The organism is Arthrobacter sp. 001422645 (assembly GCF_059816125.1).
Map to the genome: position 1 here is coordinate 119,720 of NZ_JCBANT010000007.1, position 19,525 is coordinate 139,244.

General features: G+C 67.3%; 14 protein-coding genes and 1 tRNA gene. 8 read left to right on the plus strand and 7 right to left on the minus strand.

From position 1 onward, the window contains the following. Positions 1-26: 26 nt before the first annotated feature. On the minus strand, positions 27-2,339 hold the full coding sequence (locus AC6EUH_RS09590; protein WP_499738481.1) for a prolyl oligopeptidase family serine peptidase: 2,313 nt from the start codon (positions 2,337-2,339) through the stop codon (positions 27-29). Between the two features lie 119 nt (positions 2,340-2,458). On the opposite strand from AC6EUH_RS09590, the gene AC6EUH_RS09595 reads away from it, so the two are divergent. Then, positions 2,459-4,462: an FAD/NAD(P)-binding protein gene (locus AC6EUH_RS09595; RefSeq protein WP_499738482.1), complete on the plus strand. Its 2,004-nt coding sequence runs from the start codon at positions 2,459-2,461 to the stop codon at positions 4,460-4,462. Between the two features lie 106 nt (positions 4,463-4,568). Here the strand turns inward: AC6EUH_RS09595 and AC6EUH_RS09600 are convergent, their stop codons facing one another. The 5 genes from AC6EUH_RS09600 to AC6EUH_RS09620 all read right to left on the minus strand — a co-directional run bounded on the left by AC6EUH_RS09600 (position 4,569) and on the right by AC6EUH_RS09620 (position 12,462). Continuing rightward, positions 4,569-4,784, minus strand: coding sequence for a hypothetical protein (locus AC6EUH_RS09600; RefSeq protein ID WP_499738483.1), 216 nt, complete (start codon positions 4,782-4,784; stop codon positions 4,569-4,571). A gap of 5 nt (positions 4,785-4,789) precedes the next feature. Continuing rightward, positions 4,790-6,232: a glycosyltransferase gene (locus AC6EUH_RS09605; protein WP_235500145.1), complete on the minus strand. Its 1,443-nt coding sequence runs from the start codon at positions 6,230-6,232 to the stop codon at positions 4,790-4,792. Positions 6,233-6,414: 182 nt separating this feature from the next. Beyond that, positions 6,415-10,980 (minus strand): ExeM/NucH family extracellular endonuclease, encoded by a 4,566-nt coding sequence (locus AC6EUH_RS09610; protein ID WP_499738484.1) that lies wholly within the window; start codon positions 10,978-10,980, stop codon positions 6,415-6,417. 367 nt (positions 10,981-11,347) lie between these two features. Beyond that, a complete protein-coding gene (locus tag AC6EUH_RS09615; RefSeq protein WP_056427272.1) occupies positions 11,348-12,151 on the minus strand; it encodes a VOC family protein in 804 nt (267 codons plus the stop codon). Positions 12,152-12,374: 223 nt separating this feature from the next. Beyond that, positions 12,375-12,462: transfer RNA gene (locus AC6EUH_RS09620), tRNA-Ser, on the minus strand. Positions 12,463-12,633: 171 nt separating this feature from the next. Between AC6EUH_RS09620 and AC6EUH_RS09625 the strand changes: the two genes are divergently transcribed. The 7 genes from AC6EUH_RS09625 to AC6EUH_RS09655 all read left to right on the plus strand — a co-directional run bounded on the left by AC6EUH_RS09625 (position 12,634) and on the right by AC6EUH_RS09655 (position 19,239). After that, positions 12,634-13,617 carry an NAD(P)H-quinone oxidoreductase gene (locus AC6EUH_RS09625; RefSeq protein WP_499738485.1) on the plus strand — a complete coding sequence of 328 codons (984 nt, stop codon included), beginning with the start codon at positions 12,634-12,636 and terminating at the stop codon, positions 13,615-13,617. A 130-nt stretch (positions 13,618-13,747) separates the two neighbouring features. Further along, positions 13,748-14,281, plus strand: a complete 534-nt coding sequence (locus AC6EUH_RS09630; RefSeq protein WP_056427267.1) for a PadR family transcriptional regulator — start codon at positions 13,748-13,750, stop codon at positions 14,279-14,281. A gap of 203 nt (positions 14,282-14,484) precedes the next feature. Next, entirely contained in the window at positions 14,485-16,785 is a 2,301-nt protein-coding gene (locus AC6EUH_RS09635; protein WP_499738486.1) for a carbon starvation CstA family protein, read from the plus strand. 13 nt (positions 16,786-16,798) lie between these two features. Beyond that, positions 16,799-16,990, plus strand: a complete 192-nt coding sequence (locus tag AC6EUH_RS09640) for a YbdD/YjiX family protein (RefSeq protein WP_056427260.1) — start codon at positions 16,799-16,801, stop codon at positions 16,988-16,990. Positions 16,991-17,181: 191 nt separating this feature from the next. Continuing rightward, positions 17,182-17,823, plus strand: a complete 642-nt coding sequence (locus AC6EUH_RS09645) for a bacterial proteasome activator family protein (RefSeq protein WP_056427257.1) — start codon at positions 17,182-17,184, stop codon at positions 17,821-17,823. A gap of 7 nt (positions 17,824-17,830) precedes the next feature. Further along, complete coding sequence (locus AC6EUH_RS09650; RefSeq protein WP_056427254.1) at positions 17,831-18,286, plus strand: hypothetical protein; 456 nt, start codon at positions 17,831-17,833, stop codon at positions 18,284-18,286. 107 nt (positions 18,287-18,393) lie between these two features. Then, the gene (locus tag AC6EUH_RS09655) at positions 18,394-19,239 is read left to right on the plus strand and encodes an aldo/keto reductase (RefSeq protein ID WP_499738487.1); all 846 of its coding nucleotides are present in this window, start codon (positions 18,394-18,396) and stop codon (positions 19,237-19,239) included. Between the two features lie 91 nt (positions 19,240-19,330). Here AC6EUH_RS09655 and AC6EUH_RS09660 read toward each other — a convergent pair whose 3' ends face one another. After that, positions 19,331-19,510 (minus strand): hypothetical protein, encoded by a 180-nt coding sequence (locus AC6EUH_RS09660; RefSeq protein ID WP_056427249.1) that lies wholly within the window; start codon positions 19,508-19,510, stop codon positions 19,331-19,333. Between the last annotated feature and the right edge of the window lie 15 nt (positions 19,511-19,525).

Sequence of the window (19,525 nt, forward strand, 5' to 3'; positions counted from 1 at the left end):
GAGGAGCCAGCAGCGGCCGCCCGGCGTCAGGCGCCGCGGCCCGCCAGTGCCCGCCACAGGAAGTGCTGGCTGCGGCTCTGCAGGGCCGCAGCCTGGCGGTTGTCGGAGGCTCCCGCATGGCCGCCCTCCAGCGACTCGTGGAACCAGACATTGGGGATGCCCATCGCCTGCATCCGGGCGGCCATCTTGCGCGCCTGGACCGGCCCCACGCGGTCGTCCGACGTGGCCGTCCAGATAAACGCCTCCGGGTAGTCCACGCCGTCCCGGAGCAGGTGGTAGGGCGAGAACGTTTTAACGAACTCCCACTGTTCCGGCACGTCCGGGTCGCCGTATTCGGCAATCCAGGAGTAGCCGGCGGACAACTTGGTGTAGCGGCGCATGTCCAGCAGCGGGACCCCGCAGGACACGGCGCCGAACAGCTCCGGGTACCGGGTGAGCATGTTCCCCACCAGCAGCCCGCCGTTGGAGCCGCCCACGCAGCCGAGCCGCTCCCGGGAGGTCACGCCGCGGGAGATCAGGTCCGCGGCCACGGCGGCAAAATCCTCGTAGGCCCGGTGCCGCTTCTCCTGCAGGGCCGCGCGGTGCCACGAGGGCCCGTATTCCCCGCCGCCGCGGATGTTGGCCACCACGTAGACGCCGCCGCGGGTGTGCGGGGCATCCCCGTCGTGTCCGGCGGATTCCTCCGTGCGGCGCTCCAGCCAGGCCCGGCCGATCGCTCCGCTGTACGCGGGGGTCCGGGAGATTTCGAAGCCTCCGTAGCCGGACAGCTGCGTGGGGTTCTGGCCGTCCAGGACCAGGTCCCGCGCCGCCACCTGGAAGTACGGCACCCGGGTGCCGTCTTTGGACACGGCAAAATGCTGCTGGACTTCATAGTCCGATTCATTGAAGAACGACGGCGAGGACCGGACCACCTCGTGCGTGCTGTCCACACCGGCGCCGGCCGTGGCGTCCCCCTTCGGCGCTCCGCGTTTCAGGGTGCCGCGTTTCAGGGTGGTCGGCGTCGTAAAACCGGTGGCCACGAGCCAGAAGTCGTTCCCTGCCCCGGGAGCCTCGGTCTCGGACACCGGTGCGGCACCATCGGTACCGTCATCGTCGGAGTCGTCGTCCGAGCCGCCGGCGGTGTCCTCGTCGTCGACGGCGTAGGCATTGACGTCGTGCAGCGGCGGGCAGGCGTCCAGCACGGTCGACGCCCAGGCGGTGTCCGTCCCGGGCTCCTGCGGATCAAGGACCCGGATCTCCGAGGAGACATCGCGGAGCAGGTTCAGCAGCAGGAAGTCCCGCGTCCAGCTCCAGGACTGCAGGGACGTGTGCTCATCGGGGGTGAACAGCACAGACAGGTCCCGGCTGCCGGCCAGGAAGGACTCGAAGTCGGCGGCCAACAGGGATCCTGCCGGGTAGCTCGTGGCGCCGACAGCCCAGTCCTTCTGCGGCCTGAACAGCAGCCATTCGCGGTGCGAACTGAGGTTCACGTCCACCGGGACGTCGAGCTGCACCCACTCCCCGTCGCGCAGCACCGAGGTGGTCTTCTCGAAGAAGCTGATCCAGTCCACGGCGAAGGTCCGCTCGAACCCCGGGGTGGAGTCGTGCGCCACGAGGGCCATCATGTGGTCTTCGGGGATTTCGAACACCCGCTCCGCCGCGGCCAGGGATTCGCCGCGGCGCAGCTTGACGCCGGTCCGGGCGTACGAGGACGTGGTGCTGGGCAGGCCTTCGGCGGTGGAGGCGACCAGCAGGGTGTCGGCGTCGAGCCAGGAGGCGTTGCCCTTCGCCGTCGGCAGGTCAAAGCCGCCGGCCGCCGGGTCGACGAAGCCGCGGGCCTCGACGTCGAACTCGCGGTAGCGGTTGGCGTCGCCGCCGTCGGGGGAGAGGGCCAACAGCGCCAGCCGGTGCGCCTCGCCCTCGGCCGGGCGCAGGAAGCTGGCGCCGTGGAAGACCCATTCCTCGCCTTCCGCCGCGGCCAGCGCGTCCACGTCCAGCAGGACATCCCACTCCGGAGACCCGCCCCGGTAGCTCTCCCAGGTGGTGCGGCGCCACAGGCCCTTCGGGTTGTGCCGGTCCTTCCAGAAGTTGTAGTACCACTCGCCGTGCTTGCCCACCATGGCGATCCGGTCGGTGGAGTCCAGCACCTCGAGGATGCTGGCCTCCAGCGCGGCGTACTCCGCGTCTTCCAGCAGCTCCTCGGTGCGGGCGTTCTGTTCCCGGACCCAGGCCAGCTGTTCCTCGCCGTAGATCTCCTCGAGCCAGATGTTCTCGTCGACGGGTTCGGGGGCGGTCACCTCGGCGGCGGCCCCGGCGTTGGGTTCGGAGGCGGGCGGGGGAGCAGCGTCAGTGGTGGTCATTTTTCCATCCAAGCAACATCCGCGCGCCAGTAGCAAGTCAAGCCGGCGCCCCGCCGAGCCCGTCCCGGATGCGCCGGGCAGGTCAGGGCTGAGGGTCCGTTGCGGATACGCTGGATGCCGTGGGCAAATCGCAGAGCATCCGGACGGCAGTGATTGGCGCCGGTCCCCGGGGCACGAGCGTGCTGGAGCGGCTGCTGGCCAACTGGGTTCCTGAGGGCCCGGACGCCAGCTTGCACATTGACGTCATCGACCCCTATCCCGCGGGCCCGGGGCACGTCTGGCAGCCGGGCCAGTCCCGGCTCTTCCTGATGAACACGCAGTCGTTCTACCCCACCGTCATCCCCGAGGACCCGGACCTCGCACCGCCGCTGGCCGGCCACACCTTCGACCGCTGGCGCGAGCTGCAGCGGGAGCAGCCCCACCCCTCCCTCACAGCCGAGGAGCGCGCCGAACTCGCCGGGCTGGACACGGCCGACTTCCCCAGCCGGGCCCTGTACGGCCGCTACCTCCGCGCCACCTTGGAGGAACTGCTCGCCCGCCTCCCCGCCGGGGTGACGGTGGATTTCCACAGCACGACGGCGACATCGGTCCGCCACGCTGCCGGACTCGGGGACGCCGCCGGTGCTGCCGCCGGGGACGGGAGCGCCGGCAGGGGCCGGTTCGACGTCGAACTGGCAGACGGCGCGGTCCTCACCGTCGATTCCGTGGTGCTGGCCCTGGGCCACCTCGAATCGCGACTCAACCCCGAGCAGCGCGAGCTGCAGGCGGCGGCGGAGGAATTCGGGCTGCTGTACCTGCCGCCGGCGGCCCCGGCCGACGTCGACTGGTCGCTGGTGCCGGCCGTCAAACCGGTGCTGGTGCGCGGCATGGGGCTGAACTTCTTTGATGCCATGGGCCAGTTGACAGAAGGCCGCGGCGGCCGGTTCCTTCCCGGCGCGGACGGCGGGCTCAGCTACCTTCCCTCCGGCCGCGAACCGCTCATCATCGCGGCCTCGCGGCGCGGCACCCCCTACCGGGCCAAGGCGACCCTCGCCGGCTACTACCCCGACGCCGTGACGCTGAGATACTGCACGGAGAACGCCCTGGCAAAATTCGCGGAGGCGGGAATCCGCCCCGCCTTCGACCACGACCTCTGGCCCCTCCTGCACCGCGACGCACTGTGGGCCTACTACTCCACGCTGGCGCGCTCGCAGCCCGGTGCCATCCTGACGGCACCCAAGGAGTTCCTGACAGCACTGGAAGGGGCCCTGCGCCCGCATGCGCACTCCGCTGCGAAATGGGAGGACCTGGTGGACTCCGTCCTGGAGATCCACCTCCGTCCCGCCCACCGGCTGAACCTGCTGGGACTCGCGGCGCCGCTGGCCGGGCGGCCTTTCGCCTCCCGCGCGGAACTCGACGACGCCGTCGTCGACTACCTGCTCGACGACGCCCGGCGTTCCGCTCTGGGCGAGGACGACCCGGTGAAGATGACCATCGGCGCCCTGCACCACGGCCGGGCGGTGCTGAAGACCGCCGTCGCGGACGGTGGGATCACCGACGAATCGTGGGTTGCCGGACTCCGCGGCTGGTTCGAAGCGTTTGTGGAGGGCCTGGCCAGCGGGCCGCCGGCGCTGCGCGCCGAACAGCTCGCTGCCCTGGTGCGGGCCGGCGTCGTGCGGTTCGTCGGACCGGATCCCAAGTTCGGCGTGGACCGCAAGGCGAAGGCCTTCACGGCGGTGTCGCCCTGGGTGGGGAACAATACGGACAACGCCGCCGGCGAGGTCGTCAACGCCGTCGCCATGGTCGAGGCGCTGGCGCCAGCCAACAAGGTCGCTGTCAACGAGTCACCGCTGCTGGAGCAGTTGCTCGCCGAAGGCCTGGTCCGGCCCCGGCTCATGATGACGGTGGAGGGATCTCCGGTGCCGACGTCCGGGCTGGACGTCGCCCCGCATCCCTACCGGCCGCTCGGCGCAAACGGCTCGGTGACCGAAGGCCTCTACGTCCTCGGGCTGCAGCTGTCCGCCGTGCAGTGGGGAACGGCCATTGCGGCCGAGGCCCGGCAGAAGAGCGGACCCGTGTACCGCAGCGGCCAGCGCACGCTGCGGGACGCCGACGAGATTGCCCGGGCTATTCTCGGGCGCTAGTTGAGCGCTGTCCGCGGCTCACGAGGACTGAGCATGTTCCCCGTCCGGGCTGGGCAGTGGACATATTCGCAGTATGTCCTTCGCTGCGGCCCGGAGGAGGGCATGCTCAGCGGGTCGAGCCGGGGTCGATACTGCGCGTCTCGGAGCGCTCATTGCGCTTGCGGATCCAGTCTGAGGGGCTGACCTTGGGCAGGATCTTGGCCAACGCCAGTGCGGCGTACATGACGGTGTTTATCGCCACGAAGGTGGCAAGAACAGCGAACCAATGGGTATGCAACAGCGCCTCGGGAAACAGCAGTCCCGCGGGGACAGCGATGGCCATACTGCTCATGATCGTTCCGCTCCCATGGTTTCGCGCGGACGGGCATGGGTGACATGTTGCCAGCTGGCCGTCCGGCCCAGCGAGATGTCGGCGACGCCCTTGAGGTAAACCACATTGAGGAACATGTCGAAGAACAGCTCCGGGAACAGGGTCACGGCGAGAAGCCGGGCCCGCCATCCGCCCCTCCACACCGTGGCAACCCGTTCAACCATGAACAGGACGCCCAGCCCCAGCCAGAACGGGAACCAGATCCAGGTATCCAGCGAGAACACCATCAGGAAGATCAGCAGCAGGTAGGACCCCAGGGCGATCACGCCGTAGCCGATCCCCAGTTGCTGGGCCCAGTAGCGCAGGGTCTGCGGTGTGATGCCGTAGGCGCCGATGTTCTCGAGTGCCCCGCGCTGCCACCGCAGCCGCTGGGCCCAGAGCGTGGACCAACTGGGCATCAGCTCGGTCACCACAGTGCACTGCGCGGGCGAGACCATCAGCCCGCCCAGGGACTTCAGCGCGATGGTCAGTTCGTTGTCTTCGGTGAGCGCGGCGGTGTCGTACACGTCGCCGGGGGTGCCCGGGATGGAGGCCCCGCGGCTCTCCGCCACGGTGCGCAGCGCCCGTGACCTGAACATGGAGGCGGTCCCGGTCAGCACGAACACGCGGCCGCGCCGGCGCCCGATCTCCCTGCTGTAGCGCAGGTATTCGTTGCGCTGGAACTGCCCGATCAGCCCGTGGCCGTCCTCGCCGTAGAACAGGCCGCCGACCGCCATCAGCGCCCGGTCGTGACTGAAGCGGTCCACCGCCGCGGCGAGGAAGCCGTCGTCGAGCCGGGTGTCCGCGTCCATGATCATCACGACGTCGTTGTCGCCAAGCCCGGGAAGCAGCCGCTTCAGCACCTGGTTGAGTGCGCCGGCCTTCTTCTGGGTGTTGTCCACCGATTCGACGACCTCGACGCCGGCCCGCTGCGCCAGGGCGACGGTGGCATCGGTGCAGTTGTCCGCTACGACAATGACGCGGTCCGGGCGGCGGGACTGCTCCAGCAGGGAGGCGATGGTCAGGGGAAGCGAGGTTTCCTCGTTGTGGGCCGGGATGAGCACCGTGACCGTCACCGGACCGGCATAGACGCCGCGCGTCGCGGACATGACCACTCTGGGGGCCAGCGGGCCGGTGAGCGGATCGAGGGACCGGCGTGAGCGGTTGGCGATCCTGCGATCCACTGTGGCCACGCCGGCGGCCATGAGGAGGGCCAGGGCCATGGCGGCCAGGATCACTCGGGGGGCCGGTGCGTCCGTGTTGTACAGGATGCTCCAGAAGCCGAGCAACAAGCCTTGGGCCGGGGACTCGCTCAACTCCGGCCCGCCGGCGGCGACGGCGAACCAGAGGAGCGCCGCCGCGCCGCTGGCCGTCAGGGCAATGAAGATGCCGACGGCCCGATTAAATCTTCCTTTTCGCACCGGGCACATGCTACCAGCGCAACTTGTGTCCCTCCTGTCACTGTGGCACCACTCCCGAGCGTGGTTCCGGGACGCAAAAAAATGAGCATGCCCTCCGTCCGGGCTGAGCGGTGGACATATACGCAATATGTCCACCGCTGCAGCCCGGGGGAGGGCATGCTCACTGGTGCGGGGCTAAGGGATTAGCCCCTAAGGCACTTCTGGTACTGGAACCAGGCGACCGTGTACTTGATCCAGGCCTTGAAGTCGTACCACTTCGTCGGCGGGACCGGCGCGGTGCACTTCGGCGGGACCGGGGTGCTTGCCGCAACCAGGACGCTGGCCTTCACCACGGTGCCGGACTCGACGGCGGTGAGCACCAGGGTGCCCGTGCCGGCTGCTGCGCCGGCGGGGACCGTCACAGCCACGGTGGCAGCACCGGCGGAGACCGGGACTGTGCCGAGGGACGTTACGGTGCCCTTGGCATCCGTGAACTCCGCGGCCAGCGAGGTGTTGACCGGGCTGCCCAACGAGGTGAGGTCCAGCTTGGAGACAGCCAGGGTAATGGCATCCCCACCCTTGACCTCTGCTGCGGTGGTGTTCACCACGGCCACGGAACGGCGGGCGAAGTCCGGCGACACGGGGTTGTGTGCCTGCAGGTACTTGATCCACGCGTCGCGGTCCACGAGCCCGGAGTCCTTGGTGCCGGTGCCGGACGTGAAGATACGGAAGTTGTCGCCGCCCGTTGCCAGGAAGCTGAACGTTCCGATCCGGTAGGACTTCGCCGGGTCGATCAGTGCGCCGTTGATCCGGATCGAGGTGATCCGGTCACCGGCTGCGCGGGCGGCGTCGTAGGTGTAGTTGACGTTCTTGGACAGGCCCAGCTGCTGGTACGCACGGCTGGGAACCGTACCGTCCGGGTTGGTCTGCCACTGCTGCTCCAGGAGCGTCTTGAACTGCTCGCCGGTCAACGAGGTGGTCCACAGGTTGTTCACGAACGGCAGGACCGCGTTGGCCTCGGCGTAGGTGACGGTCCCGTCCGGCGCGTAGTACAGCTCGTTGCGCAGGCCGCCCGGGTTGACGACGCCGATCTCGGCGCCGCCCAGTTCAGGGGCCTTGAGCGAATCCACGAGGGAATCCGCCACCAGGTTGCCCAGGGTGGACTCGCTGCCGCGGTCATCCCGGGATGCCGGGGTGGTGGCGGTGGCCGGGGTGAACGCGGTGGTGATGTCCTTGGTCACGGCGCCGACCGGCTGGTTGCCGACCACTGCTGCGTCGGCCAGGGCCTTGTCAACGATGGTCTTGACGGCGGCGACCCGCGGGTACTTGGCCACGAGATCGGCGGCCGGCTGGTCAGCGGAGGTGGTCCGCTTGACGTTGGCTGCCTTGTAGCCGGTGACCGACATGGTTTTCGTGTCGATGGTGAGCTGGATCTGGCCGATGAACTCGCCGTAGTTGCCGGTCTGGACGATCGGGCGGGTCTTGCCCTCAACGCCGGGAACGGGGGCATCCCAGGAGTACTGCTTGTGCGTGTGGCCGTTGAAAATGGCCGCCACATCGGGGGTGACCTCGGTGACCATCTTGGCGAAGGGGCCGCCGGCGGCGACTTCCTGCGCCAGGGTGGAGCCTTCGGGCGCGCCAGAACCGGCGCCGTCGTGGTTCTCCACGATGATCACGTCGGCGAGCTTCTCCGCCTTGATCTTCGCGGCGACGCGGTTGATTGCGTCGACGGCGTCGCCGAATTCGAGGTCGGCGATGCCCGCGGGGGTGACCAGGGAGGGCACTTCCTGCGTGACAGTTCCGATCACGGCGACTTTGACGCCGTTCATGTCGAGCACCGTGTACTCCGGCAGGACCGGCTCGGTGGTGCCCTTCTTGTAGACATTGGCGCCCAGGTACGGGAACTTGGCATTGCTGCCGCCCGCGACCACACGGTCGCGCAGGTCCGCATAGCCGCCATCGAACTCATGGTTGCCCACCGCAGAGGTGCGCAGGTCCAAGGCGTTCAGCACATCGATGGTCGGCTGGTCCTTCGCGATCGCGGAGGCGAACAGCGAGGCGCCGATGTTGTCGCCCGCGGAGAGGAACGCCGTGGCGCCGGGAGCAGCCGCGGCCCGCAGCTTCTCGATGGTCCCCGCAAAGAAGACGGTGTTGGAGTCGATGCGGCCGTGGAAATCGTTGATGCCTAGGAAGTTCAGCTCAACGCTGGCGGGGGTGACTGGCAGGTTCAGGCCCACCACCACCGGGTCGTGGTCGCTCGCCCGGAACTGGTCCGGAGCGTAGTAGTCGGTGACATTGTTGTTGTACCGGCTGTACTCCAGGGCTACGGACTCCACGGAGTTGATGTTCCAGATGTCGGCGCCGGTGACGACGGTATTGGCGCCGGGGGAGGCCAGGATGTGGTCCAGCGAGCCCACCAGGCCGCCGAAGAGGTAGGAGTGCTTGGCGGATCCGTCGGCGTTCTTGGCCTTTTCGTCCTGGTTGACGTAGCCGGCGGCCGTGAGGACGTTGATCGGATCTTCCTTGGCGTAGGAGTTGAAGTCGCCGATCAGGAAGACCTTGTCCGTGCCCTTGGACTGCTGCAGCTCCTCGGAGAAGGCCAGCAGGGACTTCGCCTGGGCGGTGCGGGCGAGGTTCGAGGCGCCCTGGCCCTTGTCGGTGTCCTCCGGAGTGGCGGCCGAGCCCTTGGACTTGAAGTGGTTGGCGATCGCGATGAACTTCTTGTCATCCGCGGCGCCCACGGGCTTGAAGACCTGTGCCAGCGGTTTGCGGGCATTGGCGAAAGCGACCGTGTCGTTGTGGATGATGGACTCGCCCACCGGCTCTGCTGAGGCCTTCTTGAAGATGAAGGCGGTGCGGATCATGTCCTCGTCGGACAGCGGGGGTGCGTTGGCGGGTGTGCGGACGTAGTCCCAGATCCCCGGCGTGGCGATGTTCAGGGCATCAACCAGCTTGGCCAGGGCATCGTCACGGTTCTTGCCGAACTGTGCGGAGTTCTCGACCTCCATGAGGGACACGACGTCGGCGCCGGACTTCGTGATGGCGGCGACGATCTTGTCCTGCTGGCGCTGGAGGTTTGCGGCGTTGGCCGCGCCCCGGACGTTGCAGCCGCCGCTGACGGTGATGGGGTTGCCCTGGCGGTCGTTGTAGAACTTGCAACCGGCGATCGTGTCGCCGGTGGTGGGGAAGTAGTTAAGCACGTTGAACGAGGCGATTTTGAGGTTGCCCCCGACTGCCGCCGGAGCGTCCGTACGGGTGGTGGCGCCGAAGCTGACCGGCTGGACTGACTCCGCATTGGCGGGGGTCAGGTGGGTCAGGGGCTGGAACTTCCACGAGCCGTTGGCGTAGCTGAGCACAACGTCGGTCTTAAAGCTCACCGGTACGCCCACCCGGACGGGGTCCGCCGTGGTCAGGTACGGGAGCACCTCGGCCTTGGTGGCGGAGTCCTTAAGGAAGTTGGTGGTGGCGCCGTCGTCGAGTTTGATGCCGCGGGCGGCATTCTCGGCGACGGTGGCGGTGTACGTGGCGGAACCGTACTCCGCGACGGCGGTGGGCTGCTCCAGCGGGGTGGTGCCGCCGGCCAGGCCGATTTCGCCGTACTGGTTCAGGGAGTAGTTGTCGCTGACGGTCATGGGACCCTGCGGGGTCAGAAGCATGCCTTCGAGGGACTCCCGGAAGGCTTCCTCGGCCGGCAGGGCAAAGCCGGTGGCCTTGACCTCGGGTGCTGCCTCGGTGAGCTTCTTCATGTCCGCCGCGGCGGCCACCGTCACCTGGGTCATGCCGAAGAATTCGCTGACGGTGCCGGACACCTCCACGTAGTCGCCGGCCTGGACGGAACCGGCCGTTGCGGCCGAGTACACAAAGACAGCGTCCGACGCCGTGTGGTTGGCCGGGGTCAGGTCCCCGCCGGTGCCGGGGGTCTGGATGTAGTAACCCGCGAATCCGCCGGTGGGGAAGGTGGCGGTGACCTTGCCGCGGGTGGTGACCGAGGTGCCCACGAGGGGGCTGGCGGTACCGGTGCCCTGGATCCCGGCGATGGTCTTGGTGGCCGGGGGAGTGACCGGGCCCGGGTCGACGGGAGGATCGACCGGGGCGGCTGCGCCGTTGGCGGCCTTGGGGGTGATCGTGGCGTTCAGCGTGAAGTCTGCAGAGTTGTTGTTACTGTCAACACCGTTGCTGCGGTTCAGGCTCTTGACGTCGGTGTTGCTCGTCGGAGCGGTGGCCGCCTGGGTTTCGAAGGTGTTGGAGGTGCCGTAGCCGAGGAGATCGGCCACGTTGGAGGATTCGACTACCGAGCCGGACGCCAGCGGGTTCAGCGCGGCGGCCTGCTTGGCCAGGACGATGGTTCCCGCCCCGCCCGCGGGGTTGAATCCGGTGGCGGTGACGTCTGCGGCGGGGAGTTCGGCGCCGACGGCGGCAGTACCGCCGTTGGCGGCGCCCTTGAGCAGGTAGTAGCCCTTTGCCGGAATTGTGCCGGTCAGGGCAGCGGCGAAGCTGGGGGCCGTGGTGCTCGTGGATGAGCGGTACTGGAGCGACCAGCCGTCCAGCGAGACCGGGGCGTCCGAGGCGTTGTACAGCTCAACGAACTTGTTCTTGAAGGCTGCTCCGCTGCTGCCGCCGCTGAGGTACGCCTCGTTGATGATGACTGGCGAAGTGCCAGCCGCCGGGGAGACCTCCACGGCGAACGCCGGGACAGCGGCCAGCGGGGCTGCGATGAGCCCCGCCGACAGCGCTGTGCCGAGCGCGGTTTTCCAAGGTATGCGTTTCATCCGCTCTAACTCTCATTAGGTGCCCGGGTAGGGGCTGGGTGGAATGTGTCCGGGTGATGCCCGCGGACCGCCGGTCACTGCTCCTGGTCAAGCAGTTTCCGGCACAGCAAAACAGGGGTGAATGAACACGATGTGTACGGCATGTGCATTCGGCGAGACGCCCCCCAGCGGAACGTGTCACAGCCTCCCCGGAACGGCTCGAACGCCCGGGTCAGGGTTTTAGGTGGTGCCTGTGAGTGGCGACCGGGTGACCTCGCCGGGCGCTCCACAGCAGAATACCGGCCAGTAGCCCTTGCGAAAGGGGCTGGCCGGTATTTCTTACAACAATTTTGTTAATTAGCGGGAACGGGCTGTCCGCGCTTCGCGGCTAGGCGTCCGCGGCGGCTTGGGACCCCTGCCCGGTGTCGGCCACGATTTTGAACATGGCGCCGGTGGGGTCGGCCAGGGTGGCCAGCCGTCCGAACGGGGAATCGTCCGGTCCGTCGACCACCCGGGCGCCCATGGACTGGGCTTTGGCGATTGAGGCGTCCGCATCTGCAACGGCGAAGTAGACCTGCCAGTTGGACGGGACCTCCGCGGGAAGGTAGCCCGAGGCGTCCATGATCCCTGCCTTGGCGGCGTCCCCGGCGCCCAGCGTGGTGTAGCGAAATTCAGGGGTGTCACTCATGACGTCGGTGTCCCACCCGAACACGTCCTGGTAGAACTTCACCGCGGTGGCGTACTCCTTGGTGTGTAGTTCGTGCCAGGCGGGGGTCCCCGGTTCGGCTGCCAGCCCGTAGCCCTTCATTTCGCCGGGCTGCCAGACGCCGATGGACGCCCCGGTGGCATCGGCGACCATGGCCATGCGTCCCTGATCCGGCACGTCCATGGGTTGCAGGTAGATCTGTCCGCCGTGCTCCGCCGCACTGGAGACAGTCGCACTGGCATCATCGGTGCGCAGGTAGGTGGACCAAACATCCGGGAAGCCGGCCTGGTCTTCTTGCTTCTGCATGATTCCGGCGACGGGCTTCCCGTTCTTCGCCGCCATGATGTACCCGCCGTATTTCTCCTGGTCACCCGTCTCGAAGGTCCAGCCAAACAGCTCACCGTAGAACTCTTTGGCCTTTCCGGTGTCGGAGGTCATCAGATCGATCCAGCATGGCGCGCCGTTCGTGTGGTCCGGTGTAGGCATAGTGGGCTCCTGCTCTGCTCTGCGGCGGAATGGCCTTTGGCGGCGCTGCCCGCCGCCGGAATCATATGGGTGGTCAAGACACAGTGAGACTATGCCGGGGCACTGACGGTTTCAATGGGTCCGCGTGATCGGCTCCGGCGGCATCCCGCGGCGTCACGGTGCCAGCCCGCACGCAAAAATGCCCCCGGTTCCACGGCAAGCGCAGAACCAGGGGCATTATTCGCGGAAGGTAAGAGATTCGAACTCTTGGTACGGGGTCACCGCACACTGGTTTTCAAGACCAGCTCCATCGGCCGCTCGGACAACCTTCCCTAACGAGTAGTGTTTCATAGGCAGTCGGCAGCAACAAAAAACGCGGTTGCGCTCGCGGACACGGGTAAGTCCTCCGCCTACTCTGGGAGAAGGCGCTTCGGACGTGGCGTGCTGCAGGCGCATCCCTGTAAGAAGGCTGCAAGAAGTTCGTTAGGAATCGGGAGCTCTCCATGAAGGCTGTCTACATCTCAGAGCCCGGCGGACCCGAGGTCCTGGAGGTCCGCGAGGTCCCGTCGCCGGTGCCCGGCACCGGCGAGGTGCTGATCGACGTCGTCGCTGCGGGGCTCAACCGCGCCGACGTCCAACAGCGCAAGGGCCATTACCCGCCCCCGCCGGGGGCCTCGGAGATTCCCGGGCTGGAGGTCTCTGGCCGGATCGCCGGGTTCGGCCCCGGCGTGACCAAGCCGTTCTCCGTCGGGGACAAGGTTGTCGCCCTGCTGTCCGGCGGCGGCTACGCCGAACAGGTGGCCGTGCCAGCGGGACAGGTTCTGAGGATTCCCGACGGCGTCGACCTGGTGACCGCTGCATCGTTGCCGGAGGTTGCGGCCACCGTCTACTCCAACCTGGTCATGACGGCGCAGCTGCAGCCGGGTGAGACCGTGCTCATCCACGGGGCGACCGGCGGCATCGGCACCATGGCCATCCAGCTCGCGAAGGCGTTGGGCGCCGTGGTGGCCACCACGGCGGGCACCGCGGAAAAGGTGGGCACGGCCAAGGCGTTCCTGGGCGCCGACATCGCGATCAACTACGCGGAGGAAGATTTCCCCGAGAGCCTGCGGGCGCAGAACGGCGGCAAGGGCGCGGACGTCATTCTCGACGTCGTCGGGGCGAAGTACCTCACACAGAACGTGGACGCGCTGGCGGACTATGGGCGGCTGGTGGTGATCGGCCTGCAGGGCGGCGCCAAGGGTGAACTGGACCTGGGCAAGCTGCTGAGCAAGCGTGCCGCGATCATTGCGACGGCGCTGCGTCCGCGGTCCGTTGCGGAGAAGACCGTGATCATGGACGCTGTCCGCGATGCGGTATGGCCGCTGCTGACGGACGGACGGGTCCGGCCGCTGGTGGCGAAGACTTTCCCGCTGGACCAGGCCGGCGCCGCGCACCGGTATTTCGACACCGGCGACCATGTGGGAAAGATTCTGCTGGTCAGATAGCACATATGCCAGATACGACATATGCCGAATTGCTTTGGCGCGCAGAATAACGGTAATGTAATTCCATACGCGGTATACACGCGTCTTGGGGCGCGTGTATGCTGTCGTCCCGCTACCCTCCGGGAGCATCATGTCCATCCGTCACAGCCTCCTCGCCCTCCTGCAGGACCGGCCACGCTATGGCTACCAGTTGAGGATCGAATTCGAGGACCGCACCGGATCCGCCTGGCCCCTCAATATCGGACAGGTTTACACCACCCTTGACCGCCTGGAGCGCGACAGCCTGGTCCGCAAGGACGGAGCCGACGGCGAAGGCCACGTCATCTACAGCATCACCGCCGAGGGGCGTGCCGAGGTCCGCGGCTGGTTCACGTCGCCGGTGCCGCGAAGCAGCCCTCCGCGGAACGAACTGGCCATCAAGCTCGCCCTCGCCCTGACGCTTCCCGGCGTCGACGTCGGCGCCGCCATCCACTCCCAGCGCGCAGTCTCCATCCGGGCGCTGCAGGACTACACCAAAGCCCGGCGCGACATGGCGTCGCACCAGCGGCCGACGGACACCGCCCGCCTGCTGGTGCTGGATTCACTGATCTTCCAGACCGAGGCCGAGGTACGGTGGCTGGACCTCTGCGAAGCCCGCCTGATGCAGTTGGCCGGCCCCGGCTAGGCTCCATTTCCGGGCGAACCCCTCCCTAGGAACGCGCCGGCAGTAGCCAGGCCAGTCAGTCTCCGCGCCGGCGGCACCGCTCGTCGCCCCGGCGGGCCCGCCTGGCGCAAAGCCATACCCATGCATCGCTGCCGTTGGTAGGGTGCCTTGGGGCACATCTGTCGAGTGGATTTGCCCCAGTCGGGGTTTCTCAAGGAGGAGACATGGGCAAAATGCCAGATGGCACGCCAAAGAACGTACTGGTCGAGGACGGCATTACGCCGGATCCGGCCCTGCCGCCCACATCAGTGGACGAATCCGTGCGCGACGCCGAAGACCGCAAATGGACGCCGGCCAAGATCGGGCTCTGGGTGGGAATTTCCCTGCTGGGCGCCGTGGCATGGTTCATGCTCGCGATTGTCCGCGGTGAAACGGTCAACGCCATCTGGTTCGTGTTCGCCGCCGTGTGCACCTACCTGATCGGCTACCGCTTCTACTCCAAGGTCATCGAGCGCTACCTGCTCAAGCCGAATGACCGCCGTGCCACACCCGCGGAGTACAAAGCGGACGGGAAGGACTACGTCCGCACGGACCGCAACGTCCTGTTCGGCCACCACTTCGCCGCCATCGCCGGCGCCGGCCCCTTGGTGGGCCCGATTCTCGCCGCCCAGATGGGCTACCTGCCGGGCACCATCTGGATCATCATCGGCGTAGTCTTCGCCGGGGCCGTCCAGGACTACGTGGTGATGTTCTTCTCCATGCGCCGCGGCGGACGCTCCCTGGGCCAGATGGCTCGCGAGGAACTCGGCGTCATCGGCGGCACCGCCGCGCTGATTGCCACCCTGCTGATCATGGTGATCATCGTCGCCATCCTCGCCCTCGTCGTCGTCAACGCGCTGGCCGAGAGCCCGTGGGGTGTCTTCTCCGTCGGCATGACCATCCCTATCGCCCTCTTTATGGGCGTCTACCTGCGCTTTATCCGTCCGGGCAAGATCATGGAAGTTTCGCTGATCGGTTTTGTTCTGCTCATGGCCGCCATCATCGGCGGCGGCGTCGTCGCCGCGACCGAATGGGGCGATGCCCTCTTCACCCTGGACAAGGTCACCCTCGCCTGGGCCATCATCATTTACGGCTTCGTCGCAGCCATCCTGCCGGTCTGGCTCCTCCTGGCACCGCGTGACTACCTCTCCACCTTCATGAAGATCGGTGTCATCGTGATGCTGGCCCTGGCCGTCATCGTGGTCCGCCCGGAAATCTCCGTCCCGGCGTTCAGCGAATTCGCCAGCCGCGACAACGGTCCCGTCTTCCCGGGCGCGCTGTTCCCGTTCCTGTTCGTCACCATCGCCTGTGGCGCGCTCTCGGGATTCCATGCGTTGATCGCCTCCGGCACAACACCGAAGCTGATCGAGAAGGAACGCCAGACGCGTTTCATCGGGTACGGCGGAATGCTGATGGAGTCCTTCGTGGCCATCATGGCCCTCGTGGCAGCCATCTCCATTGACCGCGGCCTCTACTTCGCGATGAACTCGCCGGCGGCACTCACCGGCGGCACCGTGGAAACCGCGGCCGCCTGGGTCAACAGCCTGGGACTGTCCGGCGTGAATATCAGCCCGAACATGCTCGCGGAGACGGCCGCCAACGTCGGTGAGGAAAGTATCGTCTCCCGGACCGGCGGCGCCCCCACCCTCGCCGTCGGCCTGGCGCACATCATGCAGCAGTTCATCGGCGGCACCGCCATGATGAGCTTCTGGTACCACTTCGCCATCATGTTCGAGGCGCTGTTCATCCTCACCGCGGTCGACGCCGGCACGCGCGTTGCGCGCTTCATGCTGCAGGACTCGGTCGGCAACTTCATCCCGAAGTTCAAGGAGCACTCCTGGCGTCCCGGCGCCTGGCTCGCCACCGCCGTTATGGTAGCTGCCTGGGGCGCCGTGCTGTTGATGGGCGTCACGGATCCGCTGGGCGGCATCAATACGCTGTTCCCGCTGTTCGGCATCGCCAACCAGCTGCTCGCCGCCATCGCACTGTCCGTCTGCCTGGCCATCGCGGCGAAGAAGGGCTCCTTCAAGTTCCTGTGGATCGTGGCGATTCCGATGGCCTTCGCGGCGGTCGTGACCATCACGGCCAGCTACCTGAAGATCTTCTCCTCCACCCCGGCGGTTGGCTACTTCGCCAACAACGCGGCCTTCTCCAAGGCACTCGCGGAGGGCCAGACTTCCTTCGGGACGGCCAAGACGGTCCCGGCGATGGAAGCCGTGATCCGCAACACCGCGATCCAGGGCTGGCTGTCGGTCATCTTCGTGGTGCTCAGCATCATCGTCATCACGACGGCGCTGATCGCCACCTACAAGGCGTTCCGCAATGCCAAGGCCGGTGTGGCCAACACAGACAACGAGGATCCGGCGCTGCCGGCCCGTGTCTTCGCCCCGGCCGGCCCGGTTCCCACGGCATCCGAGCGTGAGCTCATGGTCCAGTGGAACCAGTTGCCGGCGGACAAACGGACCGAAAAGGCCGGCCACCACTAACGGGGAGCCAGAAATGAACACAATAGTTGCGGGCTTCCGGGGATTCTCCCGATACCTGGGCAGTGTGATGGGTGCGGACGCGTATGCGAAGTACCTGGCACATCACGCCGAAGCAGGCCACGGCTCCCCGCCGATGACCGAGCGGGAATTCTGGCGGGACCAGACGGACCGCCAGGATGCCAATCCGCAGGGCCGGTGCTGCTGACCGGTTTCGACCGGTCCGATTAGCCTCCGGCCGGGGCGCCGCCGGGCACATGAGTGCCCGACGGCGCCCGCAGCTGTTTTTGGACCCTTTGGCGGGCCGTGTGTTGCGCCAGATGTTGTGCCGTGTGCTGTGCCATGTGTTGAACCGGGGATGCCGCCTGCGCGGCTCCGGGCTCGTGAGAGTATGAAGCCATGAGCGATCCGCACGACACTCAGCCCGCAGACGAGGTTCCCGTCGAAGGCGCCACCTTAGACCGCCGGACGGCGCGCGACGGCGGCCCGGAGGCGCGGACGCGGGAACAGACGGCGGTGCCCGCCCGGCCCAGCCGGCTGCAGGATCTCGTGGATGAACCCGCGAAGGTGATGCGGATCGGCACCATGATGAAGCAGCTCCTGGACGAAGTGAGGACCGCCCCGCTCGACGACGCGGCGCGGGCACGGCTGGCCGGCATCCACGAACGCTCGATCAAAGAGCTGGAAGACGGCCTCGCCCCGGAACTTGTCGAGGAGCTGGAACGGATCACGCTTCCCTTCCCCGCTGACGGAACGCCGTCGGACGCGGAGCTGCGGATTGCGCAGGCGCAGCTGGTCGGCTGGCTCGAAGGCCTCTTCCACGGTATCCAGACGGCCCTCGCAGCGCAGCATGCCGCCCGGGACCACGCTGCCGCGCAGGCGCAGCTCCGCCAGTTGCCGCCCGGAACCGTGATCGCCCCCGGCGTGATCATCGGCGAAAACGGCGAGCCCCAGCGGGCCGCGGCGCCCAGACCGGGTGCGGATCCCGGGCAGGCTCCCGTACCAGTGGACCCGGACCACGGCCCCGGCCAGTACCTCTAGGGCAGCCTTGGGACTCTTCAGTGCCGCCCGGCAGGGACGGAAAGACGACGCCGAGCTTGGCAAGGGACTCTGGCGGCGGGCCCACGACCGCTTCACCCGCGGCCTGGACCGCTACCACCAGGTCCTCGAGGGGGTAGAGGACGACGCCCTCTACGCCGAGCTCCTTGAGATTGCCAATGAGCTGTCTGCGCTGTCCGGGCGGGTCCGGCAGGTCTGCATGGAGGCCCAGCGGCGTGTACCCAGCGAGGGACTCGACATACCGGGTAGCCTGGCCGGGGTCCACCGGGCCCTGTCCACGGCCGGAAACTCCTTGGCCACCACGGCCGAGGCGGCGGCAATGCTCCGCCTCGCCGTCGGTCCTGTCCCGGCCGGCGCGGAGTCGGTACGGCGCCGTGCCGCATCGGTGATGGAGCAGGTCAACGACGCGGAACGCAGGCTTGCGGAGGCGGGCGCCGCGCACTGAGAGCTCTGCACCGCCCCTGACCCGCGCCTAAAATTCCCGGTTAAGCGCCTAGCTTAGCGGCGGGCTTTGCGCTGGCGGTCCCTTGCCGGCGTTGGCAGGATGGCTGGATGACACTTTCACCGGTACTGACTTTCAATGACGGCAACACCATTCCCCAGCTTGGCTACGGAGTGTGGCAGGTTGAAGACGACGTCGCCGAGAAGGTGGTGGTCCAGGCCTTCGAAGCCGGCTTCCGCCACATCGACACCGCCAAGATCTACGGCAATGAAGCAGGAGTGGGGCGTGCGATTGAGCGCTCGGGCCTCTCTGCCGCGGACATCTTCATCACCACCAAGCTGTGGAACGCTGACCAGGGCTACGAGTCCACGCTGAAGGCTTTCGAGGAATCCATGGAGCGCTTGGGCCTGGAGACCCTGGACCTGTACCTGATCCACTGGATGCAGCCCAAGCAGGACAAGTACGTGGACACCTGGAAGGCGCTCATCGAGCTGCAGAAGCAGGGCCGCGTCAAGACCATCGGCGTCTCCAACTTCACCAAGGAAGGCCTGCAGCGCTTGATTGACGAGACCGGCGTCGTGCCGGCCATCAACCAGGTCGAGCTGCACCCCTTCTTCAACCAGTCCGAGCTGCGCGAATTCAACGCCTCCAAGGGCATCCTCACCCAGGCCTGGTCGCCGCTGGGCCAGGGCGGCGAGCTGCTGGAGAGCCCGGTCATCGCCCAGATCGCTGCCAAGCACGGCGCCACTCCGGCGCAGGTGGTTATCGCCTGGCACCTGGCCATCGGCAACGTGGTCATCCCCAAGTCCGTGACCGAGTCCCGCATCCGCGAGAACTACGCTGCGCTTGAGGTCAGCCTGGATGAGACCGATGTGCAGGCCATCAACGGCCTGGACAAGTCCGCCGAGGGCGCCGGCCGCATCGGCCCCGACCCGGCAGTCTCCGACTTCGCCTAAGCCTTACCCGGCGAAGAGGCGTAGACCGTAGCAGGGCCTTCATCCGAACCGGATGGGGGCCCTGCTGCTGTCCGGTTACCCGGCGACCGGGCTAGGCTGCCTTCCGGCTTTCCCGTACCGGCGCCGCGTCGATGGTGGCCCAGCCGTGCTCGTCGGCGGCCTGGCGGCTGGCGAAGCGCTCGGCGTCCGCGAGGTGATCGAAGGTCTCGGTGCGGATGCGGCCGCAGTCAGTGTCCAGATACGTGACTTCGAAGTACTGGTTGGTGTCCATGAATTAAGTGTCCTG

Coding starts and splice junctions, on each gene's coding strand:
- AC6EUH_RS09615 (WP_056427272.1), bottom strand. CDS start 12,151: ATGCCTACACCGGACCACACGAACGGCGCGCCATGCTGGATCGATCTG.
- AC6EUH_RS09640 (WP_056427260.1), top strand. CDS start 16,799: ATGAACACAATAGTTGCGGGCTTCCGGGGATTCTCCCGATACCTGGGC.
- AC6EUH_RS09635 (WP_499738486.1), top strand. CDS start 14,485: ATGGGCAAAATGCCAGATGGCACGCCAAAGAACGTACTGGTCGAGGAC.
- AC6EUH_RS09630 (WP_056427267.1), top strand. CDS start 13,748: ATGTCCATCCGTCACAGCCTCCTCGCCCTCCTGCAGGACCGGCCACGC.
- AC6EUH_RS09610 (WP_499738484.1), bottom strand. CDS start 10,980: ATGAAACGCATACCTTGGAAAACCGCGCTCGGCACAGCGCTGTCGGCG.
- AC6EUH_RS09655 (WP_499738487.1), top strand. CDS start 18,394: ATGACACTTTCACCGGTACTGACTTTCAATGACGGCAACACCATTCCC.
- AC6EUH_RS09625 (WP_499738485.1), top strand. CDS start 12,634: ATGAAGGCTGTCTACATCTCAGAGCCCGGCGGACCCGAGGTCCTGGAG.
- AC6EUH_RS09645 (WP_056427257.1), top strand. CDS start 17,182: ATGAGCGATCCGCACGACACTCAGCCCGCAGACGAGGTTCCCGTCGAA.
- AC6EUH_RS09600 (WP_499738483.1), bottom strand. CDS start 4,784: ATGGCCATCGCTGTCCCCGCGGGACTGCTGTTTCCCGAGGCGCTGTTG.
- AC6EUH_RS09660 (WP_056427249.1), bottom strand. CDS start 19,510: ATGGACACCAACCAGTACTTCGAAGTCACGTATCTGGACACTGACTGC.
- AC6EUH_RS09590 (WP_499738481.1), bottom strand. CDS start 2,339: ATGACCACCACTGACGCTGCTCCCCCGCCCGCCTCCGAACCCAACGCC.